We start from the raw sequence: 21,687 nt of genomic DNA, 5'->3' as shown, positions 1-21,687 counted from the left end.
GACATGTTCCTTTTAGGTGCGGCGGATCAGGGCATCGACAGCAATGGCGCTGTCGATGCCACAGATCAGCGGGTTAACCTCAACCTCGCTGATCGCATCTTGATGCGCAATCACATAGGCCTGAACCGACATGATCGCCTTGGTAATCGCCCCAAGGTCTGCGCCCAGTTTGCCCCTATACCCGTTCAGCAAAGGCGCAATGCGCAAGCTTTGCAGCGCTTCTTGGATCTGCGCAGGTGTCACGGGCAACAGAATCGAAACGGTATCTTGCCAAAGCTCGGTCAGCACACCGCCCGCCCCGATGGTTAACAAAAACCCATGAGCAGGGTCGCGCGTTACGCCAATCAGCAGTTCAGCAACTGGGTTCTGCACCATCTCTTCTACCAGAAAACTGTCGGTGGGCATGGCTTTGGCGCGTGCCTCAACAGCGTCAGGGGTAAGCCCGACGATCACGGCACCGGCTTCTGACTTGTGGGCCAGCCCTTGACCTTTCAGCACAACCACACCGCCAATTTTGGTGGCAATCACACCAGCCTCAGCAGGGCTGTTTGCGACATGCCCTTTCGGCACCCGAAGTCCAAACGCGGCCAACATCCGTTTCGCCGCGCCCTCAGATATCAACTGCGCGTCGCGATCAGCACCGGGCTGTAAGGGCGGCACAGGGTCAGGCGACACATCAAACGCCGCTGCTTCGGCCGCTGCGATTGCTTCGCTCAGACCGCAGATCGGGGTGACACCCCCGGCAATCAACCGCTCGATTACGTCATGGGGCATCAATTCTGGCAAGGTCGCGACAACGGCAACGGGCCGTCCCGAACCGGCACGAATATTCAGCGCAGCTTGCGTGGCGCATTCCCAATCCTCCGCATCCGTATGTGGATAATCAACAATAACCAATGTCAGACCGATATGTTTATCTGCCATCGGCAACCACGCGGCTGTCATTTTCTCAACATCGCGCCAGATATAGGTGTTGTAGTCCAGCGGGTTCGACAGCGCGACCATTGGCCCAAGCGCATCGCGCAACGCCAGCTTTTGCACCTCGGTCAGGGTCGGAAATGACACCGCGCGACCATGTGCGGTGTCCGCGGCCAAACTCGCCTCTCCGCCCGAACAGCTGATCGAAGATAGCGACGGCGCGTCCAGACGCCGGTTGACATGCAGAACCTTCAACGTCTCAACAAAACTGGGCAAGTCCCGCAACCTGGCGATCCCCAATCGACGCAACAGCGCGTCGGCACCCGCATCCCCACCGGCAAGGGAGGCCGTATGCGACACGGTTGCACGCTGTGCCTGCTCTGACACACCGACCTTAAGCGCCACCAAGGGGATACTCTTTTCAGCCGCCGCTATAGCCAACCTGTGCCACGCAGACGTGTCCGAGAACCCCTCGATATGCAGACCAATGGCCGTGACACGCGGGTCATCCAGTAAAGCCAAGGCAATCTCGGCCTGCTTAGTCTGGGCCATATTTCCGCAGGTCACCATATAGGCAACCGGCAAGCCGCGCTGCTGCATGGTCAAATTGATCGCGATGTTGGACGACTGCGTCAGAATCGCGACGCCGCTGGCGACGGGGGCGCAACCATGCTGATCCGGCCATAAAAGCGCGCCATCCAAGGCATTGATAAACCCATAGCAGTTGGGGCCCAAAATCGGCATCGTACCTGCTGCTACCACCAACTGCGCCTGTAGCGCAGTTGCGGTCTCATCCTCAGCTTCTGCTTCTGAAAATCCCGACGCGAAACACACCGCACCGCCCGCCCCCATGGCCGACAATTCGGCAACCACATCAACTGTTGCAAGCCGGTTCACCCCGATAAAGGCAGCGTCCGGAACCTCGGGTAATTCAGCCAGCGCAGCGACGGACCTGATACCCTCAATGCTCACCCCTTTTGGATGAACAATATAAAGCGCACCTCGAAACCCCATTCGTTGGGATTGCCGGATAACCTGCGCGCCCCACGCCCCACCACCGATCAAAACAATCGATTTTGGCCGCAACAATCTATCAAGGCTGCGCCTCATATCCAGCCACGCACCAAAAGAGTTTTTATGCCTTCGGCAAGGATATTTAAGAGCCAGAGAATACGGGTCCGCCCCCTATCCAATATCGCAGATAGGGGGCTTCTCCGGCTACGGCCATCGGCGTCCCCGCCTGTACCACTCAGATAGGCTATCCTTCTGATGTTGAACAAATGCTTAAACGCTGCACCCATTTCCGCATTCTCTGGCTCTAAAATATCCCGGGGGGAGGGGCGTAAGCCCAGGGGGGCTGGCCCCCCTTCCCGGCCGATGCCGCAAGGCAGCGGAACTTTAGGCCCCCAATGCACGCAGCATCTCGCGGCTGATAATATGGCGCTGGATTTCGCTGGTACCGTCCCAAATCCGTTCTACCCGTGCGTCACGCCAGAAACGTTCAATCGGGTAATCATCCATCAACCCCATTCCCCCGTGCAGCTGCAAGGTTGCATCAGTCACGCGGGCCAGCATCTCCGAGGCATAAAGCTTGGCGCTGGCGATCTCTCGGTTGGCGGGCAGGCCTTTGTCCAAGCGATCTGCGGCGGCAAGTGTCAGCAGATCCGCCGCGTCAATCTCGGTGATCATATCGGCAAGTTGGAAGCTCACACCCTGAAATTTGCCGATCTTCTGACCGAACTGTTCACGGGTCGCGGCATAGTCCACCGCATAGTCAAACACCCTTCGCGCGCGGCCCACCGACATTGTCGCGACCGTAATGCGGGTCGCGTAAAGCCATGTGTTCATCACCTCGAACCCGCTATCGACCTCGCCCAACACCTGCGCGTCCGGCAGGCGGCAATCGTCGAATTCCAGGATCATGTTTTTATAGCCACGGTGGCTGACTGATTTGTACCCGTCGCGGATGGTAAAGCCCGGCGTGCCACGGTCCACCAGAAAGGCGGTGATCCGTTTTTTGGGGCCTTTGGGTGTCATATCTTCGCCGGTTGCGATGAAGACGATGATGAAATCGGCATGGTCCGCGCCCGAGATAAAATGTTTGGTCCCGTTCACCACCCAATCGCCGCCATCACGCCGCGCCATGCATTTCATGCCGCGCACGTCCGATCCGGCACCCGGTTCGGTCATCGCCAGCGCATCCATCCGTTCGCCGCGCACGGCGGGCATCAGATAGCGGTCGATTTGCTCACCCTCGCAGGCCATCAGGATACTCTGCGGCCGCCCGAAAAAGTGGTTTAGCGCCATTGATCCGCGCCCCAACTCGCGCTCGACCAATGCGAATTCCAGATGGTTCAGCCCCGCGCAGCCGACGCTTTCGGGGAAATTGCAGGCATAGAACCCCAACTCAATCGTCTTGCGCTTGATCTCGTCCGCGATCTCTTGCGGGACTTCGCCGGTTTGTTCGACCAATGTCTCGTGCGGGTAAATCTCTTTTTCGACAAAGCTGCGCACGGTGTCGGCGATCATCAGGCTCTCTTCGGACAGACCGTAATTCATTGCAGGCCTCCCGAAACGAAACGGTCACTGCGCATAGTTTGATCCTTCTTCGTCCAAAATCGCCTTAAGCTCTGCCAGATGGCGCGCATCTTGTTCAGGGTAGCTTTCCAACTCTTGCGCGGTTTTCTCTGCGATATCGTCGGGGATACGGCGCAAGGGCATGCCGGTTTGCAGGGCGCGAATATAGGTCTCGGCGGCGCGTTCGAAATAGAACAGGCGGTTGAAAGTATCTGCAACGGTATCGCCAATCACCAGCACACCGTGGCTGCCCATGATCATCACCTTTTGCTTGGGATCGGTCAGTAATCCGGCACAGCGGGTGCCTTCGTCCTCGAACGCCAACCCGCCGTAATCTTCGTCGATCACAACGCGGTTGAAAAACGTACAGCAGTTTTGATCAATCGGCGGCAGGCGGCTGTCTTGCAAGCTGGCCAATACCGTCGCGTGGATCGAATGCACATGCATCACACAGCGCGCGTGGGCGCAGGCGCGGTGCACGCCACCATGCAAACCCCAAGCGGTGGGATCAGGTGCATCCTGGCCTTTCAGCGTATCAGGGTTGTTGGCATCCACCTCGATCAGATCGCTGGCTTTGACCCTGCTGAAATGCACCTGGTTCGGGTTCATCAGGAACTTGGTGCCATCGTCATTCACAGCAAGGCTAAAGTGGTTTGCGACCCCTTCATGCATGTTCAACCGCGCGGTCCAGCGAAACGCGGCGGCCATATCGACCCGTTCCTGCCAGTGGTCCATGTTATGGCGGATTTGCGTCACGGTCATCGGTGTCTCCCTGATTTGCACAAGTGATCGGCTGTCCTTGCGTCGCATAACCTTGAACCTCGTGCAATCTTCGTGTCAACGTCAGGCATGACACATACTCCTTTCCCCTCTTGGCCCGATGTGGCTGCTCAATTGGTATCGGTCGCTGCGGGGCGCGCGGCGGCGGATATGATTATCACCGGCGGCACGTGGGTTAATGTCCACACCCGCGAGATGTTACCTGATCATGACATTGCCATTGTCGCAGGCCGCATTGCGTTTGTTGGCCCCGATGCGCAGCATTGTAGGGGCGATGATACGCAGGTGATCGACGCCAAAGGGCGCTATATGATCCCCGGTTTGTGCGACGGGCATATGCACATCGAAAGCGGCATGTTGACGCCTGCAGAATTTGCCCGCGCGGTGATCCCCCACGGCACCACGTCGATGTTCACCGACCCGCATGAGATCGCCAATGTTTTGGGCCTCGAAGGTGTGCGGATGATGCATGACGAGGCGTTATTGCAACCGATCAATATTTTTACCCAGATGCCGTCCTGTGCGCCCTCGGCACCGGGGATGGAGACAACGGGTTTTGAGATCACCGCCGAAGATGTGGCCGAGGCAATGGAATGGCCCGGCATCATTGGTCTGGGCGAGATGATGAACTTTCCCGGTGTCACCAATGGCGACCCCAAGATGCTGGCCGAGATCGCCGCGACACAGCGGGCCGGCAAGACGGTCGGCGGGCATTATGCATCGCCCGATCTGGGCCCCGCCTTTGCCGCCTATGTGGCGGGCGGGCCAGCGGATGATCACGAGGGCACCTGCGAGGCCGACGCGATTGCGCGGATGCGTCAGGGGATGCGGTCGATGATCCGGTTGGGGTCGGCGTGGTATGACGTGGAAACGCAGATTACGGCGATCACGGAAAAGGGGCTGGATTCGCGCAATATGATCCTGTGCACCGATGATTGTCATTCCGGCACCTTGGTCAATGACGGGCATATGAACCGGGTCGTGCGTCACGCGATTGACTGCGGCTGTGATCCGCTGGTTGCTTTACAAATGGCGACGATCAACACGGCAACCCATTTCGGGCTGGAGCGCGAGATTGGGTCGCTTACCCCCGGACGGCGGGCGGATGTGATCCTGACCTCTGATCTGAAGACCCTGCCGATCGAGACGGTGATCGCACGTGGGCAGATCGTGGCGCAGGCCGGCGAATGTGTGGTGGATTGCCCGCATTACGACTGGCCGGACGCCGCGCGGCAAACGGTGCATATGGGCAAGACGCTGGATGCGTCTGATTTTGTAATTAAGGCCCCCAAAGGCGCAAATGCGGTCACTGCGAATGTGATCGGCGTCGTCGAAAATCAGGCCCCCACCCGCGCGCTGAAATTCGAACTGCCGGTGACCGAAGGGCGCGTGCAGGCCACCGGCGAAGTATGCCAGATCGCACTGGTTGAACGGCATCGTGCAACGGGCACCGTGGTAAACGCCTTTGTCTCGGGGTTTGGCTACGAGGGGCCGATGGCCATGGCATCCACTGTGGCCCATGACAGCCACCACATGATTGTTGTCGGCACCGATGCCGACCACATGGCGATGGCTGCAAACCGACTGGGCGAGGTCGGCGGCGGCATCACTATCTTTAAAGACGGCAAAGAGCTTGCCCTGGTCGAGCTGCCCATCGCCGGATTGATGTCCGATAGCCCGGCATCCGAGGTGGCCGAAAAGACCGAAGCCATGATGCAAGCGATGCGCGACTGTGGCTGCACCCTGAATAACGCCTATATGCAGCATTCCCTGCTTGCCCTTGTTGTCATCCCCGAATTGCGGATATCGGACCTTGGGCTGGTGGATGTCCGTAGCTTTGAATTTATCCCAGTGTTAGAGCCGCATTCATGACCCGTATTCTAAGCCCCGACAGCCCGCCCGCTGAGCAATTTACCGATGCGACAAAAGCAGTGGAGCGGTTGATATCGCTGTACCAGCAGGCGACCGGCTTTCTGACCGAGCATTTTCAGAAAGCCATGGATGATGCGGCGCCGGACACCCGGATCAGGGCGTTCTATCCTGAAATCCGTTTCACGACGTCAAGCTATGCGCAGGTTGATTCGCGGCTGTCCTTCGGTCACGTATCTAGCCCCGGCACCTATGCCGCGACGATCACGCGGCCCGAATTGTTTAAACACTACCTGACACAACAAATCGGTCTGCTGATTGAAAACCACGGCCAGCCCGTTGTCATCGACGTGTCCGATACGCCGATCCCGGTCCATTTTGCTGTGTCCGGCGATGCCGCGATTACGGTCCCTCACGATGGGGCCGCAGAATTCACACTGCGCGATGTGTTCGATGTGCCCGATCTTAGCACCACAAATGATGACATCGTGAACGGCACATATACGCCGCCAAACGGTGTGGGTGCCTTGGCACCTTTCACTGCGCAACGTGTCGATTATTCACTGGCGCGGCTGGCCCATTACACGGCGACCGATCCCGATCATTTCCAGTGTCACGTGCTGTTCACCAACTACCAGTTCTATGTGACCGAGTTCGAGGAATACGCACGCGCCATGCTGCGCGACCCTAACAGCGGATATACATCGTTTGTATCGACCGGCGATGTAGAGATCACCGATGGCGATGCGCCTTTGCCCGGCACGGGCAAGACACCGCAAATGCCGACCTATCACCTGAAGCGGGCAAACGGGTCGGGCATCACGCTGGTCAACATCGGCGTTGGTCCGTCGAATGCGAAAACCGCCACGGACCACATCGCCGTGTTGCGCCCCCATGCGTGGTTGATGGTCGGCCACTGTGCCGGTCTGCGCAACACGCAACAGCTTGGCGATTTTGTGCTGGCCCACGCCTATCTGCGCGAGGACCACGTGCTGGACGATGACCTGCCGGTTTGGGTGCCCATCCCCGCGTTGGCTGAAATCCAGATCGCGTTGGAAGACGCCGTTGAACAAGTGACCCAGCTTGAGGGGTACGAGCTGAAGCGCATCATGCGCACCGGCACTGTGGCCACCATCGACAACCGCAATTGGGAATTGCGCGATCAATCTGGCCCCGTGCAACGCCTGTCGCAATCACGCGCCGTCGCGTTGGACATGGAAAGCGCCACAATCGCAGCAAACGGATATCGCTTCCGCGTGCCTTACGGCACACTCTTATGCGTGTCCGACAAGCCCCTGCATGGTGAGTTAAAGCTGCCCGGCATGGCCTCCGGATTCTATAAAACGCAAGTTGCACGCCATCTGATGATCGGAATTCGCGCCATGGAATTGCTGCGCGATATGCCGCTGGAAAGGCTTCACAGCCGAAAACTGCGTTCATTTGAAGAAACCGCCTTCCTTTAAACGTGTAAAAAAGCAGAAAAGCGCATGTTTTCGCTCATTTTCAGCACCTATTCGTTGTGTTCTCACACAACATACCGTTACATTCTGCCCGTGAGGCCCTAATCCGGGCGGACGAAGGAGAAAAAAAGATGGCTACAAAACCAATGACAAAAACCCAGCTCGTCGCAGCTCTGGCCGATGAAATGGGCACAGACAAAAAAGCGGCTGGCTCTGCACTTGATGCAGTATGTGCTTTGATCACAAAAGAAGTCTCCGGCGGCGGTGCTGTGACACTTCCTGGCATCGGCAAAATCTATTGCCGTGAGCGTCCAGAGCGCATGGTTCGCAACCCTGCGACCGGCGAACAGTTCAAAAAAGAAGCGGACAAGGTCGTTAAGATGACCATCGCAAAAGCGTTGAAAGACAGCGTTAACGGCTAAGTCTGGCAACAGATTTATCCAAAAGGGTCGCCTTCGGGCGGCCCTTTTTTATTGCCACCGACGCACCGCCCCTTGCGCATCAAACCTATCTGGGAAAAGGTCGGCCGACCTCAGGTTTCAGAAAGGCTGCCCATGGATATTCGCGCAATTCTCGTGGGGCTTGCCTTTGCTTTCATGTGGTCCTCCGCCTTTACCTCGGCCCGTATTATCGTCGCTGATGCGTCGCCACTGATGGCCCTTTCGGCGCGCTATCTTATCTCGGGGTTGCTGGGGGTCGGTATCGCGCTGGCCTTGGGGCAAACCTGGCGACTGACCAAAGCGCAGTGGCGCGCGACAATCATCTTTGGCATCTTGCAAAACGCCGTATATCTGGGCCTGAACTTTGTCGCAATGCAGACGGTCCAAGCCTCACTGGCCGCGATCATCGCATCAACAATGCCGCTCTTGGTTGGCTTGGCCACTTGGATTTTCCTTGGCGAAAAACTGAAACCACTGGGCATTGCCGGTTTGGTCGCGGGCGTGGTCGGCGTGTCGATCATCATGGGTGCGCGGATCAGCGGTGGTGTCGATATGATGGGGCTGACGCTATGCGGGATCGGTGTGCTGGCCTTGACCGCCGCAACCTTGCTGGTGCGCGGGGCCACGTCAGGTGGCAACTTTATGATGGTTGTGGGCCTGCAAATGCTGGTGGGCTGCGTGACGCTATCGATTGCGACGCTGCTGTTCGAGACCCCGCATATCACCCCAAGCTGGACGCTGCTTGCCGCGTTTGCCTATACCTGCTTGGTGCCCGGTCTGCTGGCCACCGTTGCCTGGTTCTGGCTGGTCAACCGCATCGGCGCAACGCGTGCTGCAACCTTTCACTTTTTGAACCCGTTTTTCGGCGTGGCAGTTGCGAGTGTACTGCTCAGCGAACCCTTAGGCGGTCAGGATATCCTTGGCGTGATCATCATCACCTTTGGCATTCTGGCCGTTCAAATTTCGCGGCAACGCGCCGCCTAAAGAAACCGGACTGGAGTTTTGAAAAACTCCGTCACCGCCCCATATAATATATTAAGATCGCAAAGGAGACATCCATGCCAAAGTATCAAAAGACACCCGACGCCGTCGCGGCCCTGTCGCCAGAGGAATACCGCGTCACCCAACAAAGCGGGACAGAGCGCCCCGGCACGGGCAAACTGCTCAGCAACAAAGAGCCGGGCATTTACGTCGACATCGTTTCGGGCGAGCCTCTGTTTGCGTCAGCCGATAAATACGAATCCGGTTGCGGGTGGCCCAGTTTCACCAAGCCGATTGAACCGGCTTATGTAAGCGAATTGCGTGACGACACCCTCGGCATGATCCGCACCGAAGTGCGCAGCACCCATGGCGACAGCCATTTGGGGCATGTCTTTCCCGATGGTCCGCCCGACCGTGGCGGGCTACGGTATTGCATCAACTCGGCCTCGCTCCGCTTTGTGCATCGCGACGATATGGAGGCCGAAGGATATGGCGATTACATCAATCAGGTGGAGGACCTAGCATGACACAACAACGCGCAGTATTGGCCGGCGGATGCTTTTGGGGCATGCAAGATTTGATCCGTAAACGCGATGGGGTCATTTCAACCCGTGTCGGGTATTCCGGCGGTGACGTGCCCAACGCAACCTATCGTAATCACGGCACCCATGCAGAAGCGATCGAAGTTATCTTTGACAACGCGGTGCTAAGCTATCGTGACTTGCTGGAAATGTTCTTTCAGATTCACGATCCGTCGACGATCAACCGTCAGGGCAATGACCGCGGGCTAAGCTATCGGTCGGCAATCTACTATGAAAACGATGATCAAAAGGCCGTCGCACTGGACACAATCGCTGACGTAGACGCATCGGGCATCTGGCCGGGCAAAGTCGTCACCGAAGTCGAACCCGTTGGCGATTTCTGGGAAGCAGAGACCGAGCACCAAGACTACCTTGAGCGGATTCCAAATGGCTATACCTGCCATTTCCCGCGCCCCGATTGGGTTTTGCCCAAACGTGCGGCTGCTGAATAAGCTGCTCTTAATACCTGATTAAAGCTGGGGGGCACCCCCGAGTCGTTAACGTACCGCCAGTGGATTTCTCCGCTGGCGGTTTACTTTTTAACGTACAGCAACGCATTCCCCCCACTTTCGCAAGAGAAACGCGCGCTTAACTAGTTATGTGGTCGCGGATTGGTCAGCGAATATTGTCACTGCGCTCCGATACCGCGCGCAGCACTAGTGATTAAATATGGCGATACCATGGTCACCACGCAATTTATTAACAAAAGGTTAACAAAATCTTGATTACGTTAATATTTATCCGTTCGCAATTCTGGGGCGGCCGGTCGCCTCGACCGTAATCACGGCTTCGATGAACACCTGACGGCTCTCCACGCTGGTGGTTCGTATATCGCGCGTCGCATTCACTTGAAGGTCCGCCACACCAGCGGTCTGCGCAGATGAAATCGCTTTCTGGCGCAAAGCATCCTCAAGCTGCTTAATCGCGCTGGCCTGATCGGTGAAATCCTGTGGCCCGCTGTCCAGATGCACCCGATACCGCCCCTCGCTGGGCGAAGTCACCGTGCCGCTTTCGCGCATTGTGACGCGGCCCACCACGGCACCGATGGCATTTGCCACATCCGCGTGTTCCGGCAAAATCATCTGCGCGCCAAGCGCGGCTCCGACCGCAGGATAATAAGCCGCCGCAGACGCACCCAATCCGATCACGGGGACATTCAGCGCCGCATCTATCCGCAAAAGTCCCCGATGCCCCGTTAACCCCCGTTGCAGCAACACATGACGCGCCAGTACCTCGGGGGCGGCATCGAACGCCGGATCTTCCTCTGCAAAAGCGGTTTCCAGCAACGCCAACGCCGTTTGATGGGTCAACTGATCCACGATCATCTGCGCCATTACATCAGGATCAGGTGCCAACATATTGCCCGCCCCCGTCCGCCGACGGCCGAACAGCGCCAGGGCCTTGCGCGCAGCATCTGCATCCCACATCTCAACCCGGCCCAACACATGGCTGGCGTCCGACGGGGTCACACCCGCAATCTGCACCAGACCCCGCTCAACCAACCGCTGCAGCGCACCGGTTTCGATGCGCGAACGTAAGATTTTACCCAGCGGATGCACCCCATCGCCGATGCGTTCAAGCAGGGTGCTTTCCCGAGGGCCGATGCCTTCGTGGGTTTGCCCGGCGACAGCCCGCACAAACCTTGCATCAAATTCACCCGGTGTCGCGCTGCGCAATTGCGCGTCCAAGGCGTCGTGAACAATATCCGGCGCATCAACCGCCACCAGCGAGACCGGCAATAAACGTCGCGGCCCCAACGTAATACCGCCCTGCAGCCCTTCGGTCAGGAAATGCACCTCGCTATCGCCGCCCAGCCCCGTCGTGCGCATGGCCACGGCTTCGACCATCGTGCGGTAGGGTCCGACCTGCGCACCCGCGGGATCAATTGCGGGCCGCCCCTCCCGCAACAAGGCGACATCGGTTGTGGTCCCGCCTATGTCGCTGACCAACGCATGATCGGCACCCGTCATCCAACGCGCCCCGACGATGGACGCCGCAGGCCCGCTTAGGATCGTCTCGATCGGGCACTCGCGGGCTTGGCCCGCTGAAATCAGCGCCCCATCTCCGCGCACCACCATCAACGGGGCCGTTACGCCAATCTCGGTCAGGACATCCTCGGCGCGGCCAATCAGCCGGTCAATCATCCCGATCAAACGCGCGTTCAAAACAGCCGTCAGCGCGCGTTTCGGCCCGTTCAACTTGGCCGACAATTGATGCGACGATGAAACCGGCTTGCCCGTCAATTGCGTCACCAGATCGGCGACACGCAGCTCATGCGCAGGGTTGCGCGTGGCGAACTGGCTGGCGACAGCAAAACCGCTCACATCACCTTTGTGCTGCTCAAGAAAGGCAATCAGTGCCGCCTCATCCAGCGGGGTCGCTTCGCTGCCAGCGTGGTCATGACCGCCGGCCAAGATCAGATACGGATCGCCCTTTAACGCATCGGCCAAGCCATGGGCCTGCAAATCCCGTTCCTTAAAGCCGACATAGATCAACGCAACACGACCGCCCTGCCCTTCGACCAGCGCATTGGTCGCCAGTGTAGTCGACAGCGATGCAAGCGACACATCAGCCGCATTAACATCCGCCTTGGTCAACACCGCACGCACAGCGTTTCCGACGCCAATCGCAAGATCATTCCGGGTGGTCAGCGCCTTGGCCGACGCAATCACAGTCTTTTCGTCACGGATCAAAACCGCATCCGTATAGGTTCCGCCGGTATCAACACCCAGAAGCAACGCCATCGTCTTCTCCTTGCACTATTGCCACGGGTGTAGTGATAACGCCGTTCAGGTCCAGCCCGTTTGCGTCATTTTGCGGCCAAGCGGGCCATCGCCCAACGCGCCGCCTCCGCCACGGTGGCATCGGGATCATGGATCAAGCCTTGCGCCGCTGTCGCAAGCCCCGGCTGGCCCGAATTCCCGATGGCGTACAGAACATTGCGGATGAACCGGTCCCGCCCGATCCTCTTGATCGGTGATCCGGAAAACCGCGCGCGAAAGGCCGCGTCATCAAGCGTAGCAAGCTCCGCCAGATCTGGTGCACCGACCCCGCCGTGATAGCGCATATCGCTGGCCGCAACGGCGAACTTGTTCCACGGGCATGCCGCAAGGCAATCATCGCAGCCGTAAATCCGGTTGCCCATCTTGCTACGCAGCTCCAGATCAACCGGGCCTTTATGTTCAATCGTCAGATAGGAAATGCAGCGCCGCGCATCCAGCCGGTAGGGCGCTGGAAATGCATCTGTCGGACAGGCATCCAAACACGACCTGCAAGACCCGCAATGGTCAACCTCGGCCCCGTCAACAGGCAGCTCAAGCGTGGTGAAAATCGCGCCCAGAAAGGCCCAGTTCCCCCAATCACGGCTCAGCAAATTGGTGTGCTTGCCCTGCCACCCCAGCCCCGCCGCTTGGCCCAACGCCTTTTCCGGCACGGGCGCGGTATCGACAAACACCTTCACCTCGCAGGTTTCCTGCTCGATCAGCCAACGCGCTAACCGCTTGAGACGCTTTTTAACAATGTCATGATAATCGCGGCCATGCGCATAAACAGATATCGCGGCCTTATCCGTATGATCTAATACCGCCGTCGGATCATGCTCGGGCGCATAGCTTTCTGCCAGCATAATGACTGACCTCGCTTCGGGCCACAAAGCCGCAGGATCACCGCGCCACGCCATCCGGTCCGCCATCCACGCCATCTGCCCGTGATACCCGGCCTCGACAAAGGCGGCCAACCGCGCAGGCACTTCCGGAACATCCGATGGGCGGCACACTTTGCAGGCCACAAACCCCTCGGCCAAGGCCTGAGCCACCAAACGATCCTTTAAATCGTCCATGTCTTCTCTGGCTCTGAAATATCCTCGGGGGTTTGGGGGCAGACAGCCCCCAACGTTTTCCGCTTAAAAATCAAGGTCATTATAGTGCTTTGGCGGCGGAAACCCCGGTACTTGATCGGCCAGCAACGATCTAAACGCAGGGCGCGATTTGATCTTGGCGTACCAATCCTTCACCACGTCAGACCGGTTCCAATCCACGTCCGAGATATAATCAAGCGACGACAAATGCGCGGCCGCCGCGAAATCGGCCAGCGTCATGACATCGCCCGCCAGCCACCGACGATGGTCCAGCAACCACGCCATGTAATCGATGTGGTATTTGATCGCTTTGGCACCGTCCTTGACGTTGCGGCTGTCTGGGAAACCCTGGCCCATGACCTTTTTGTTCACGCGCTCATACAGCAGCTTTGATGTCACTTCGGCATGGAATTTGTCATCAAACCAGCTGACCAGACGGCGCACTTCAAGGCGCTGAACCGGATCGCTTGGCATCAGGGACGGTTCCGGGCGGGTTTCCTCGATATATTCGCAGATCGCCGCGCTTTCAGACATCATGACGCCGTCCAACTGCAAAACGGGCACCTTACCGGCCGGGTTTCTACGCATGAAATCAGGGTCTTGCTCCCAATATCGTTCCTCTACCCGCTCAACCTCGATCTTCTTTTCGGCAAGGCTAAGCCGGACCTTGCGACAGAAAGGAGAAAGAGGGACGTGAAACAGGCGGGCCATATGGGGATCCAAAACTAGGGTTGAGCTTATCCACTCATGCCTGTGTTAACTGGCATTTTCAACTCTCGAAACAAGCGGCGCGCCCATCCTTGCTGATTGTCGCCGCCCCGTCGCGGATCCGCGCGGTCCGCTTTTTGGTATAGCTGCCGGGGTTTGATGCAGACCGGGTTTTGGGCGATGGCAATATCGCGGCAATCCGTGCGGCTTGGGTCGGCGACAGGTTCGCGGGGGTGACGCCAAAGTAATAATGGGCCGCCGCATCAACACCAAACACACCTTCGGAAAACTCTGCGACGTTCAGGTAAACCTCGACAATACGGCGCTTGGACCAGATCGCCTCGACAAGCGGGGTAATCGCGGCTTCCAGCGCTTTTCGCACCCATGTGCGCCCATGCCAAAGATAGACATTCTTGACCGTTTGCTGGCTTAGGGTCGACGCGCCACGGTTCGATCCTTCGGCAATTGCCTTTTTAATCGCCGGCAGGTCAAAACCCCAGTGATTGCAAAAATTCGCATCCTCAGCCGCCACAACGGACCGCGCCATAACCGGGGCGATATCCTCAAGCGGGACCCATTGATGATCAACACCACCCAACCTGCGCGACTCGCTGAACATATAGGGTGTCGTGGGCGGATTTATCACGGCGAACAGCAAGATAAATGCAAGCAAAATCCCGACAATGACCAACATCACCTTCAACGCCGCACGTATCACGCGCTGCTTAAAGCTCTTGCGGGGTTTCGCGGCCGCTTTGGTCTTTTTCGATGTTGCGCGTTTAGCCATGGGCACCAGCTATACTGCCCAGAGCGGTTCTTGTGAACGGGCGTTACACCCTGAAATCGCCTTTTGCCGGATGCGTGGCCTTACGCAGCAATCAGCCGAGCATGATACGCAGTCATGCCCGGCTGTTTTCCAAACCCTATTCGGCGGGGATCGCTTTGCTATCGTGGCTCAGCGGTGCCGGAATATGGATCAACATCTCTTTCGGGCAGATCTGCACGAAATGATCCTTTTCAATCGACCAATGCTGGAGGATATCAGCAGCTTTACGGCTGTTGGTTTCCTCCAAATGCCGCTCGATCAGCGTTTTCAGCTCGTTTTCCCAATGATCCACGGTGACCGGGCAGGTCACAAGCGTTTCTGTGTTCAACATTGCATCCGCACGCCCCTCGGGATCATAGAGATAGGCCATCCCGCCCGTCATACCGGCACCAAAGTTGGCACCGATGCTGCCAAGGATCACTGCAACACCACCGGTCATATACTCACAACCGTTGCTACCGCAGCCCTCGATCACCACATGCGCGCCCGAGTTGCGCACCGCAAAACGTTCGCCTGCGCGGCCCGCTGCGAACAAGAACCCTTTGGTCGCACCGTATAGAACCGTGTTCCCGATAATGGTGTTCTCGGCCGCAGTGATCGTGCTGGCCATGGATGGGCGTACAACGATTGTGCCCCCCGACAGCCCCTTACCGACATAGTCATTGGCATCGCCGGACACTTCCAGTTTCAACCCCGGTGCTGCAAACGCGCCAAGGCTTTGACCGGCAGAACCTGTCAGTTTCACTGTCAGGTGATCCGGCTGCAACTGGTTGTTCATGCCAAAGCGGCGAATGATATGGCTGGATGTCCGCGTGCCAACGGTACGGTGCGTGTTTTGCACCGCATAGCTCAGCTGCATCTTTTCCCCGTCTTCAAGGAACCGCGCAGCGTCGCGCACGATTTCAGCGTCCAGCGTATCCAACACAGCATTGCGTGGTTTGTTGCGGTCATAAACGATCTCGGACGCGCCATCGACGGTGATCAACAGCGGGTTAAGGTCCAGATCATCCAAGTGGGCAGAGCCACGGCTGACCTGCGCCAGCAAATCGGCACGGCCAATCACGTCATCCAAGCTGCGCGCACCGATGGACGCAAGCAATTCGCGTACTTCGGTGGCGTAGAAGGTAATCAGGTTCACGACCTTATCCGCATTACCGGTGAACTTGCCGCGCAACGCCTCGTCTTGGGTACAGACGCCCACGGGGCAGGTGTTCGACTGGCACTGACGCACCATGATACAGCCCATCGCGATCAGCGCGGCGGTACCGATGCCGTATTCTTCGGCGCCCATCATTGCCGCCATGACAATGTCGCGACCTGTGCGCAAACCGCCATCGGTCCGCAGGGTCACGCGGTCACGCAGGTTGTTCATCGACAACACCTGATGCGCCTCGGTCAGGCCCATTTCCCATGGCAAACCTGCATATTTGATTGAGGTCGCAGGCGATGCACCGGTGCCACCATTGTGGCCCGAGATCAGGATGATATCCGCCTTGGCCTTGGCCACACCGGCGGCAATCGTGCCAACACCCGAAGACGCGACCAGCTTCACGGTCACCTTACAGCGCGGGTTGATCTGCTTGAGGTCATAGATCAGCTGCGCAAGGTCTTCGATCGAATAGATGTCGTGGTGCGGTGGCGGGGAAATCAGCGTCACGCCCTTGGTCGAATGGCGAAGACGGGCAATCAGGTCGGTGACCTTCATACCGGGCAGCTGGCCACCCTCGCCGGGCTTGGCACCTTGGGCGACTTTGATCTCCAGCTCTTCGCACTGATTCAGGTATTCGGCGGTCACACCGAAACGGCCCGACGCCACCTGTTTGATCTTGGCCGACGGGTTGTCACCGTTGGATTCAGGTACAAAGTGCGCCGGATCCTCGCCACCTTCGCCGGAATCCGACTTGGCCCCGATGCGGTTCATCGCAACGTTCAGCGTTTTATGCGCCTCTGGCGACAACGCGCCCAGCGACATACCGGGGGTCACGAAACGCTTGCGGATCGCGGTGATGCTTTCGACTTCTTCAATCGGGATCGCCTCACCCAGCGGTTTGATATCCAGCAGGTCGCGCAGATGGATCGGCGGGTTGCTTTGCATCTTGGCGCTGTACTGCTTCCACATCTGATAGGACGCTTTGTTGCAGGCCATTTGCAGCATGTGCATCGACGACGCTTCCCAAGCGTGAGTCTCGCCCGAGGTGCGCGCCTTGTAGAAGCCGCCAATGGGCAGCACGGTGCCATCACCCTTCCAGCCACGGGCATGCACGGCTTCGGCTTTACGCTGAATACCTGTGGTGCCGATGCCGCTGATACGGCTGGTCATGCCGGGGAAGTATTCGGCACACATCGCACGGCTGAGGCCAACAGCCTCAAAATTCAGACCGCCACGGTAAGACGACACAACGGAAATACCCATCTTGGCCATGATCTTGAGCAACCCTTGGTCAATCGCCTCGCGGTAGCGGGCCATTGCGGTGGTCAGGTTCACGTCCAGCAGGCCACGTTCAATACGGTCAGCCAGTGAATCTTCGGCAAGATAGGCGTTCACCACGGTCGCACCACAGCCGATCAGAACGGCAAAGTAATGCGGGTCAACACATTCAGCCGAACGGACGTTCAGCGATGTGAATGTGCGCAGGCCCTTGCGGGTCAGCTGGCTGTGCACGGCAGAGGTCGCCAAGATCATCGGCATAGCCACCCGGCCCTCGCCGCTGAACTGGTCGGTCAGCACGATGTGCCCGGCACCGGAACGCACGGCATCTTCGGCCTCGTCGCGGATACGGCGCAAGCCTTCGTTCAGGTTACTACCACCGGGTTCAAAACTACAGTCGATGGTCACGGAATCCGCGTTGAATTCACCCATCAGCTGATCGAATTGCGCGTTGGCAAGGAACGGGCTGTCGAGCACCAAAATCTCGGTCTGGGCGCTGGATTCATCCAACACGTTTTTCAGGTTACCGAAACGTGTTTTCAGGCTCATCACCCGGAATTCGCGCAAGCTGTCGATCGGCGGGTTTGTGACCTGGCTAAAGTTCTGGCGGAAGAAGTGGCTAAGCGGCCGGTACTGGTTCGACAGAACCGCGGACGGGGTATCATCGCCCATCGACGCCAATGTTTCTTTGCCATCCTCGGCCATCGGGGCAAGGATTTGTTCGAGGTCTTCGATGGTATAACCCGCAGCCACCTGACGGCGGCGCAGTTCATTGCCTTCGAACAACGGCTTTTCGTCAATGTTGCTCAGCGCTTCGTCAAGTTCGTTGATCTTGCCGACCCATTCGCCGAAGGGACGGGATGCTGCCAGTTTGTCCTTGATCTCGGTATCGCCGAACATCTTGCCTTCTTCGATATCGACAGCCAGCAATTGACCGGGGCCAAGCGCGCCTTTGTGGATCACATTGGCCTCGTCTTGCGGGACCATGCCCGCCTCGGAACCGGCGATCAGCATACCATCGGCAGTCACGACGTAACGCATGGGGCGCAGACCGTTGCGGTCAAGACCGGCGCAAACCCAACGACCATCGGTCATCGCTAGGGCAGCGGGGCCGTCCCACGGCTCCATCACCGAGTTGCAATAGGAATACATGTCGCGCCATGCTTCGGGCAGCTCAACCGCCTGCTTGGACCATGATTCAGGTACCAGCATGGTTTTCGCCATCGGAGCGTTGCGGCCCGCGCGGACCAGAACCTCGAACACCGCGTCCAAGGCCGCAGAGTCAGACGACCCCGCAGCGACGATTGGTTTGATGTCTTCGGCCATGTCGCCGAATGTACCCGACGCCATGCGGATTTCGTGCGACTTCATCCAGTTCAGGTTGCCCTTAAGGGTGTTGATCTCGCCGTTATGGGCCAACATGCGGAAGGGCTGCGCCAGCCACCACTGCGGGAAGGTGTTGGTAGAATAACGCTGGTGATAGATCGCAAAGGCGGATTCGAACCGGTCATCCATCAGATCGGGATAGAAGTTGGCCACGTCCTGGGCCAGCATCATGCCTTTGTAGATGATCGACCGGCAGGACATCGACGCGATATAAAGCGTTGGCACTTGCGCGGCGAGCGCGGCCTTTTCGATCCGGCGGCGGATCACATACAATTCGCGCTCGAATGTTTCCTCATCCACGCCTTTGGCGTTCGAGATCAGGATTTGTTCAATCTCGGGGCGGGTGGCGTTCGCCTTTTCACCCAGCACAGAGATATCAACCGGCACGTGGCGCCAGCCATAGATGTAGTACCCCATGCGCAGCACTTCGGTTTCAACGATGGTCCGGCAGGTTTCTTGCGCGGCAAAGTTGGTGCGCGGCAGGAACACCTGACCCACGGCGATCAGTTCCCCCTCGCGCGGGCTGTGACCTGTGCGCCGCACCTGATCATAGAAAAAGTTGACCGGAATTTGTACGTGAATGCCCGCGCCATCGCCGGTTTTACCGTCGGCATCAACAGCACCACGGTGCCAGATCGCCTTGAGCGCTTTGATGCCCGACAAAACCACATCGCGGCTGCACGAACCGTCAATGTTCACCACAAGGCCAACACCACAGGAAGAATGCTCTTCTTCCTCGGAATATAGACCGTTCTCGGCCATATACGCGCGTTTCGCTTCTTCGCGGGCCACCCAGGCGTCATCATACTTGGTCATTGGGCTTCTCCTTCATCGGGCGCAAACAGCGCAAAAGTTTGTTTTCTAGTCAGTTTCTGATGATCACCAGCAAGGGCATATCCCTGCGGACACTCATCAGTGAAATATTCTATGGCCAAGGCGGCACCGCCTGCGTTTTCAAACAGGCCAGCGGCCAGATTGCGCGAATTATCGTGGATCAACCCGTACCAAAGCGTCGATCCGCATTCCTCGCAAAAGGCGCGCTGCGCCCAATCCGAGGATTTGAAGACTTTGACAGGGCCGTTTATGGCAATGCTGTCCTGATCCGCGCGGATGTTCACAAAAACCGAAGACGTATGTTGCTGACACATGGTGCAATGACAGGCTCGCAAAATGGGGTCAGACGCGGTCGCTGTGACCGTGACTGCACCGCACATGCAGCGGCCTGACAATTCCAGTGGTGTCTTAACTTCGTTCAATCTTTGCTTCCCAGTCTGGTGGCTATTGGCCGCTTATTCGGCAGCGATGGCAGTTGACGCGCCTATTTTTTCAAGGATCGCCTGTGCGCAATCGCGCCCGTCCTTGATCGCCCAAACAACCAACGACGCGCCGCGCACGATGTCACCCACGGCATAGACGCCATCAAGGTCGGTCGCACCCGTGATGTAATCGGCCTTGATCGTGCCCCAGCGGTTCACGGGCAATTCTGGTGTGTTCCACAGGGTTGGCAGATCTTCGGGCTCAAAACCAAGCGCCATGATGACCAGATCGGCCTCTTCGACGTAGTCAGCCCCTTCGATCACTTCGGGTGCCTGACGGCCCGAGACATCCGGCGCGCCAAGACGCATCTTTTGCACCATAACACCTGTGACCGGATCGCCGACAAACCCTTTGGGCGCGGACAGCCATTCGAATACTACGCCTTCTTCCTCGGCGTTTTGTACTTCGCGCTGGCTGCCGGGCATGTTGGCGCGGTCGCGGCGGTACAGACATTTGACCGATGTGGCACCCTGACGGATCGACGTCCGCACACAGTCCATCGCGGTATCGCCACCGCCGATGACAACGACCTTTTTGCCATGGGCGTTCAGACGGCCGGATTCAAATTCCGCGACCGTGTCACCAAAGCTTTTGCGGTTGCTGACGGTCAGGAAATCAATCGCACGCTCAAGACCAACACCACCCACGCCGGGGGCCTGAATCTCGCGGGTTTTGTACACACCAGTCGCGATGATCACCGCGTCATGCTTGGCCCGAATATCGGCAAAGCTGATGTCGACACCCACATCGCAGTTCAGCTCAAACTTGACCCCACCTTGGGCAAGCTGGTCATTGCGGCGCATCACCACGTCTTTTTCCAGTTTGAAACCGGGGATGCCGTAGGTCAGCAAACCACCCGCGCGGTCATAGCGGTCATAGATGGTGACCTGCACGCCCTGACGGCGCAATACGTCCGCAGCGGCCAGACCACCGGGGCCAGCACCGATGATACCAACGGATTCGGCACGCTCAGCATGCGGCTTGATCGGCTGAACCCAGCCGTTTTCCCACGCGGTATCGGTAATGTATTTTTCGACCGACCCAATTGTCACAGTGCCATGGCCGGATTGTTCAATCACGCAATTGCCTTCGCACAGGCGATCCTGCGGACAGATACGGCCGCAAATCTCGGGGAATGTATTGGTCGCTTGCGACACTTCATACGCTTCCTTCAGGCGGCCTTCGGCGGTCAAGCGCAACCAATCGGGGATGTTATTGTGCAACGGGCAGTGGGTCTGACAATAGGGAACACCACATTGGCTGCAGCGGCTGGACTGCTCTTTTGCTTTCTCATCCGCGTATTCCGCATAAATCTCATTGAAATCTTCACGGCGCAGATTCGGGAGCCGTTTTTCAGGCATGTCCCTTGAAACCGATATAAACTTGAGCATTGGCTGCTTTGCCATGATTGAAAACTCCGCCAGAAAAACTGTGTTAACTTCCCTTACACAGGTGCAGAAAGATAATAAAGGCAGCATTGCTGACCTTTATACAAATATTTTCAGGGCGCAGAAATGAATGTTGCTGTTATTATCGAATATTAGGTCCGATCCGGAATAA

General features: G+C 57.9%; 16 protein-coding genes. 6 read left to right on the top strand and 10 right to left on the bottom strand.

What is annotated here, in order from left to right:
- Window positions 1-12: 12 nt before the first annotated feature.
- The 3 genes from WNY39_RS10695 to WNY39_RS10685 all read right to left on the bottom strand — a co-directional run bounded on the left by WNY39_RS10695 (window position 13) and on the right by WNY39_RS10685 (window position 4,257).
- Window positions 13-2,028 (bottom strand): acetate--CoA ligase family protein, encoded by a 2,016-nt coding sequence (locus WNY39_RS10695; RefSeq protein ID WP_342845551.1) that lies wholly within the window; start codon window positions 2,026-2,028, stop codon window positions 13-15.
- A 288-nt stretch (window positions 2,029-2,316) separates the two neighbouring features.
- Window positions 2,317-3,477 carry an acyl-CoA dehydrogenase family protein gene (locus WNY39_RS10690; RefSeq protein ID WP_342845550.1) on the bottom strand — a complete coding sequence of 387 codons (1,161 nt, stop codon included), beginning with the start codon at window positions 3,475-3,477 and terminating at the stop codon, window positions 2,317-2,319.
- Window positions 3,478-3,501: 24 nt separating this feature from the next.
- Complete coding sequence (locus tag WNY39_RS10685; protein WP_342845549.1) at window positions 3,502-4,257, bottom strand: class II aldolase and adducin N-terminal domain-containing protein; 756 nt, start codon at window positions 4,255-4,257, stop codon at window positions 3,502-3,504.
- An 87-nt stretch (window positions 4,258-4,344) separates the two neighbouring features.
- Between WNY39_RS10685 and ade the strand changes: the two genes are divergently transcribed.
- The 6 genes from ade (at window position 4,345) to msrA (ending at window position 10,058) form a co-directional block, all read left to right on the top strand.
- Entirely contained in the window at window positions 4,345-6,147 is a 1,803-nt protein-coding gene (ade, locus tag WNY39_RS10680) for an adenine deaminase (protein ID WP_342845548.1), read from the top strand.
- On the top strand, window positions 6,144-7,607 hold the full coding sequence (locus WNY39_RS10675; RefSeq protein ID WP_342845547.1) for an AMP nucleosidase: 1,464 nt from the start codon (window positions 6,144-6,146) through the stop codon (window positions 7,605-7,607). Before ade ends, WNY39_RS10675 begins: the two co-directional genes overlap by 4 nt.
- Before the next feature lie 128 nt (window positions 7,608-7,735).
- Window positions 7,736-8,026 carry an HU family DNA-binding protein gene (locus WNY39_RS10670; RefSeq protein WP_175498591.1) on the top strand — a complete coding sequence of 97 codons (291 nt, stop codon included), beginning with the start codon at window positions 7,736-7,738 and terminating at the stop codon, window positions 8,024-8,026.
- A 132-nt stretch (window positions 8,027-8,158) separates the two neighbouring features.
- The gene (locus tag WNY39_RS10665; protein WP_342845546.1) at window positions 8,159-9,028 is read left to right on the top strand and encodes a DMT family transporter; all 870 of its coding nucleotides are present in this window, start codon (window positions 8,159-8,161) and stop codon (window positions 9,026-9,028) included.
- A gap of 74 nt (window positions 9,029-9,102) precedes the next feature.
- Window positions 9,103-9,552: a peptide-methionine (R)-S-oxide reductase MsrB gene (gene msrB / locus WNY39_RS10660; protein WP_342845545.1), complete on the top strand. Its 450-nt coding sequence runs from the start codon at window positions 9,103-9,105 to the stop codon at window positions 9,550-9,552.
- Window positions 9,549-10,058 carry a peptide-methionine (S)-S-oxide reductase MsrA gene (msrA, locus tag WNY39_RS10655; RefSeq protein ID WP_342845544.1) on the top strand — a complete coding sequence of 170 codons (510 nt, stop codon included), beginning with the start codon at window positions 9,549-9,551 and terminating at the stop codon, window positions 10,056-10,058. The genes msrB and msrA overlap by 4 nt, the downstream gene beginning before the upstream one ends.
- Before the next feature lie 285 nt (window positions 10,059-10,343).
- Here the strand turns inward: msrA and WNY39_RS10650 are convergent, their stop codons facing one another.
- The 7 genes from WNY39_RS10650 to WNY39_RS10620 all read right to left on the bottom strand — a co-directional run bounded on the left by WNY39_RS10650 (window position 10,344) and on the right by WNY39_RS10620 (window position 21,533).
- Window positions 10,344-12,350: a hydantoinase/oxoprolinase family protein gene (locus WNY39_RS10650; protein WP_342845543.1), complete on the bottom strand. Its 2,007-nt coding sequence runs from the start codon at window positions 12,348-12,350 to the stop codon at window positions 10,344-10,346.
- Window positions 12,351-12,415: 65 nt separating this feature from the next.
- On the bottom strand, window positions 12,416-13,444 hold the full coding sequence (gene queG / locus WNY39_RS10645) for a tRNA epoxyqueuosine(34) reductase QueG (protein ID WP_342845542.1): 1,029 nt from the start codon (window positions 13,442-13,444) through the stop codon (window positions 12,416-12,418).
- A 63-nt stretch (window positions 13,445-13,507) separates the two neighbouring features.
- Window positions 13,508-14,173: a glutathione S-transferase family protein gene (locus WNY39_RS10640; RefSeq protein ID WP_219579179.1), complete on the bottom strand. Its 666-nt coding sequence runs from the start codon at window positions 14,171-14,173 to the stop codon at window positions 13,508-13,510.
- A 58-nt stretch (window positions 14,174-14,231) separates the two neighbouring features.
- Entirely contained in the window at window positions 14,232-14,957 is a 726-nt protein-coding gene (mtgA, locus tag WNY39_RS10635) for a monofunctional biosynthetic peptidoglycan transglycosylase (protein WP_342845541.1), read from the bottom strand.
- 136 nt (window positions 14,958-15,093) lie between these two features.
- Window positions 15,094-19,626, bottom strand: coding sequence for a glutamate synthase large subunit (gltB, locus tag WNY39_RS10630; protein ID WP_342845540.1), 4,533 nt, complete (start codon window positions 19,624-19,626; stop codon window positions 15,094-15,096).
- Window positions 19,623-20,066, bottom strand: coding sequence for a GFA family protein (locus WNY39_RS10625; protein ID WP_342845539.1), 444 nt, complete (start codon window positions 20,064-20,066; stop codon window positions 19,623-19,625). The genes gltB and WNY39_RS10625 overlap by 4 nt, the downstream gene beginning before the upstream one ends.
- A 33-nt stretch (window positions 20,067-20,099) precedes the next feature.
- Window positions 20,100-21,533, bottom strand: a complete 1,434-nt coding sequence (locus WNY39_RS10620; protein ID WP_342845538.1) for an NAD(P)-dependent oxidoreductase — start codon at window positions 21,531-21,533, stop codon at window positions 20,100-20,102.
- Window positions 21,534-21,687: the final 154 nt, after the last annotated feature.

This window comes from Sulfitobacter sp. AS59 (assembly GCF_038899995.1).
Lineage (GTDB): Bacteria > Pseudomonadota > Alphaproteobacteria > Rhodobacterales > Rhodobacteraceae > Sulfitobacter.
Note: the sequence above shows the minus strand (reverse complement) of the source record. Positions and strands in the feature narration are given on the sequence as shown.

Coding starts and splice junctions, on each gene's coding strand:
- WNY39_RS10695 (WP_342845551.1), bottom strand. CDS start 2,028: ATGAGGCGCAGCCTTGATAGATTGTTGCGGCCAAAATCGATTGTTTTG.
- WNY39_RS10690 (WP_342845550.1), bottom strand. CDS start 3,477: ATGAATTACGGTCTGTCCGAAGAGAGCCTGATGATCGCCGACACCGTG.
- WNY39_RS10685 (WP_342845549.1), bottom strand. CDS start 4,257: ATGACCGTGACGCAAATCCGCCATAACATGGACCACTGGCAGGAACGG.
- ade (WP_342845548.1), top strand. CDS start 4,345: ATGACACATACTCCTTTCCCCTCTTGGCCCGATGTGGCTGCTCAATTG.
- WNY39_RS10675 (WP_342845547.1), top strand. CDS start 6,144: ATGACCCGTATTCTAAGCCCCGACAGCCCGCCCGCTGAGCAATTTACC.
- WNY39_RS10670 (WP_175498591.1), top strand. CDS start 7,736: ATGGCTACAAAACCAATGACAAAAACCCAGCTCGTCGCAGCTCTGGCC.
- WNY39_RS10665 (WP_342845546.1), top strand. CDS start 8,159: ATGGATATTCGCGCAATTCTCGTGGGGCTTGCCTTTGCTTTCATGTGG.
- msrB (WP_342845545.1), top strand. CDS start 9,103: ATGCCAAAGTATCAAAAGACACCCGACGCCGTCGCGGCCCTGTCGCCA.
- msrA (WP_342845544.1), top strand. CDS start 9,549: ATGACACAACAACGCGCAGTATTGGCCGGCGGATGCTTTTGGGGCATG.
- WNY39_RS10650 (WP_342845543.1), bottom strand. CDS start 12,350: ATGGCGTTGCTTCTGGGTGTTGATACCGGCGGAACCTATACGGATGCG.
- queG (WP_342845542.1), bottom strand. CDS start 13,444: ATGGACGATTTAAAGGATCGTTTGGTGGCTCAGGCCTTGGCCGAGGGG.
- WNY39_RS10640 (WP_219579179.1), bottom strand. CDS start 14,173: ATGGCCCGCCTGTTTCACGTCCCTCTTTCTCCTTTCTGTCGCAAGGTC.
- mtgA (WP_342845541.1), bottom strand. CDS start 14,957: ATGGCTAAACGCGCAACATCGAAAAAGACCAAAGCGGCCGCGAAACCC.
- gltB (WP_342845540.1), bottom strand. CDS start 19,626: ATGACCAAGTATGATGACGCCTGGGTGGCCCGCGAAGAAGCGAAACGC.
- WNY39_RS10620 (WP_342845538.1), bottom strand. CDS start 21,533: ATGGCAAAGCAGCCAATGCTCAAGTTTATATCGGTTTCAAGGGACATG.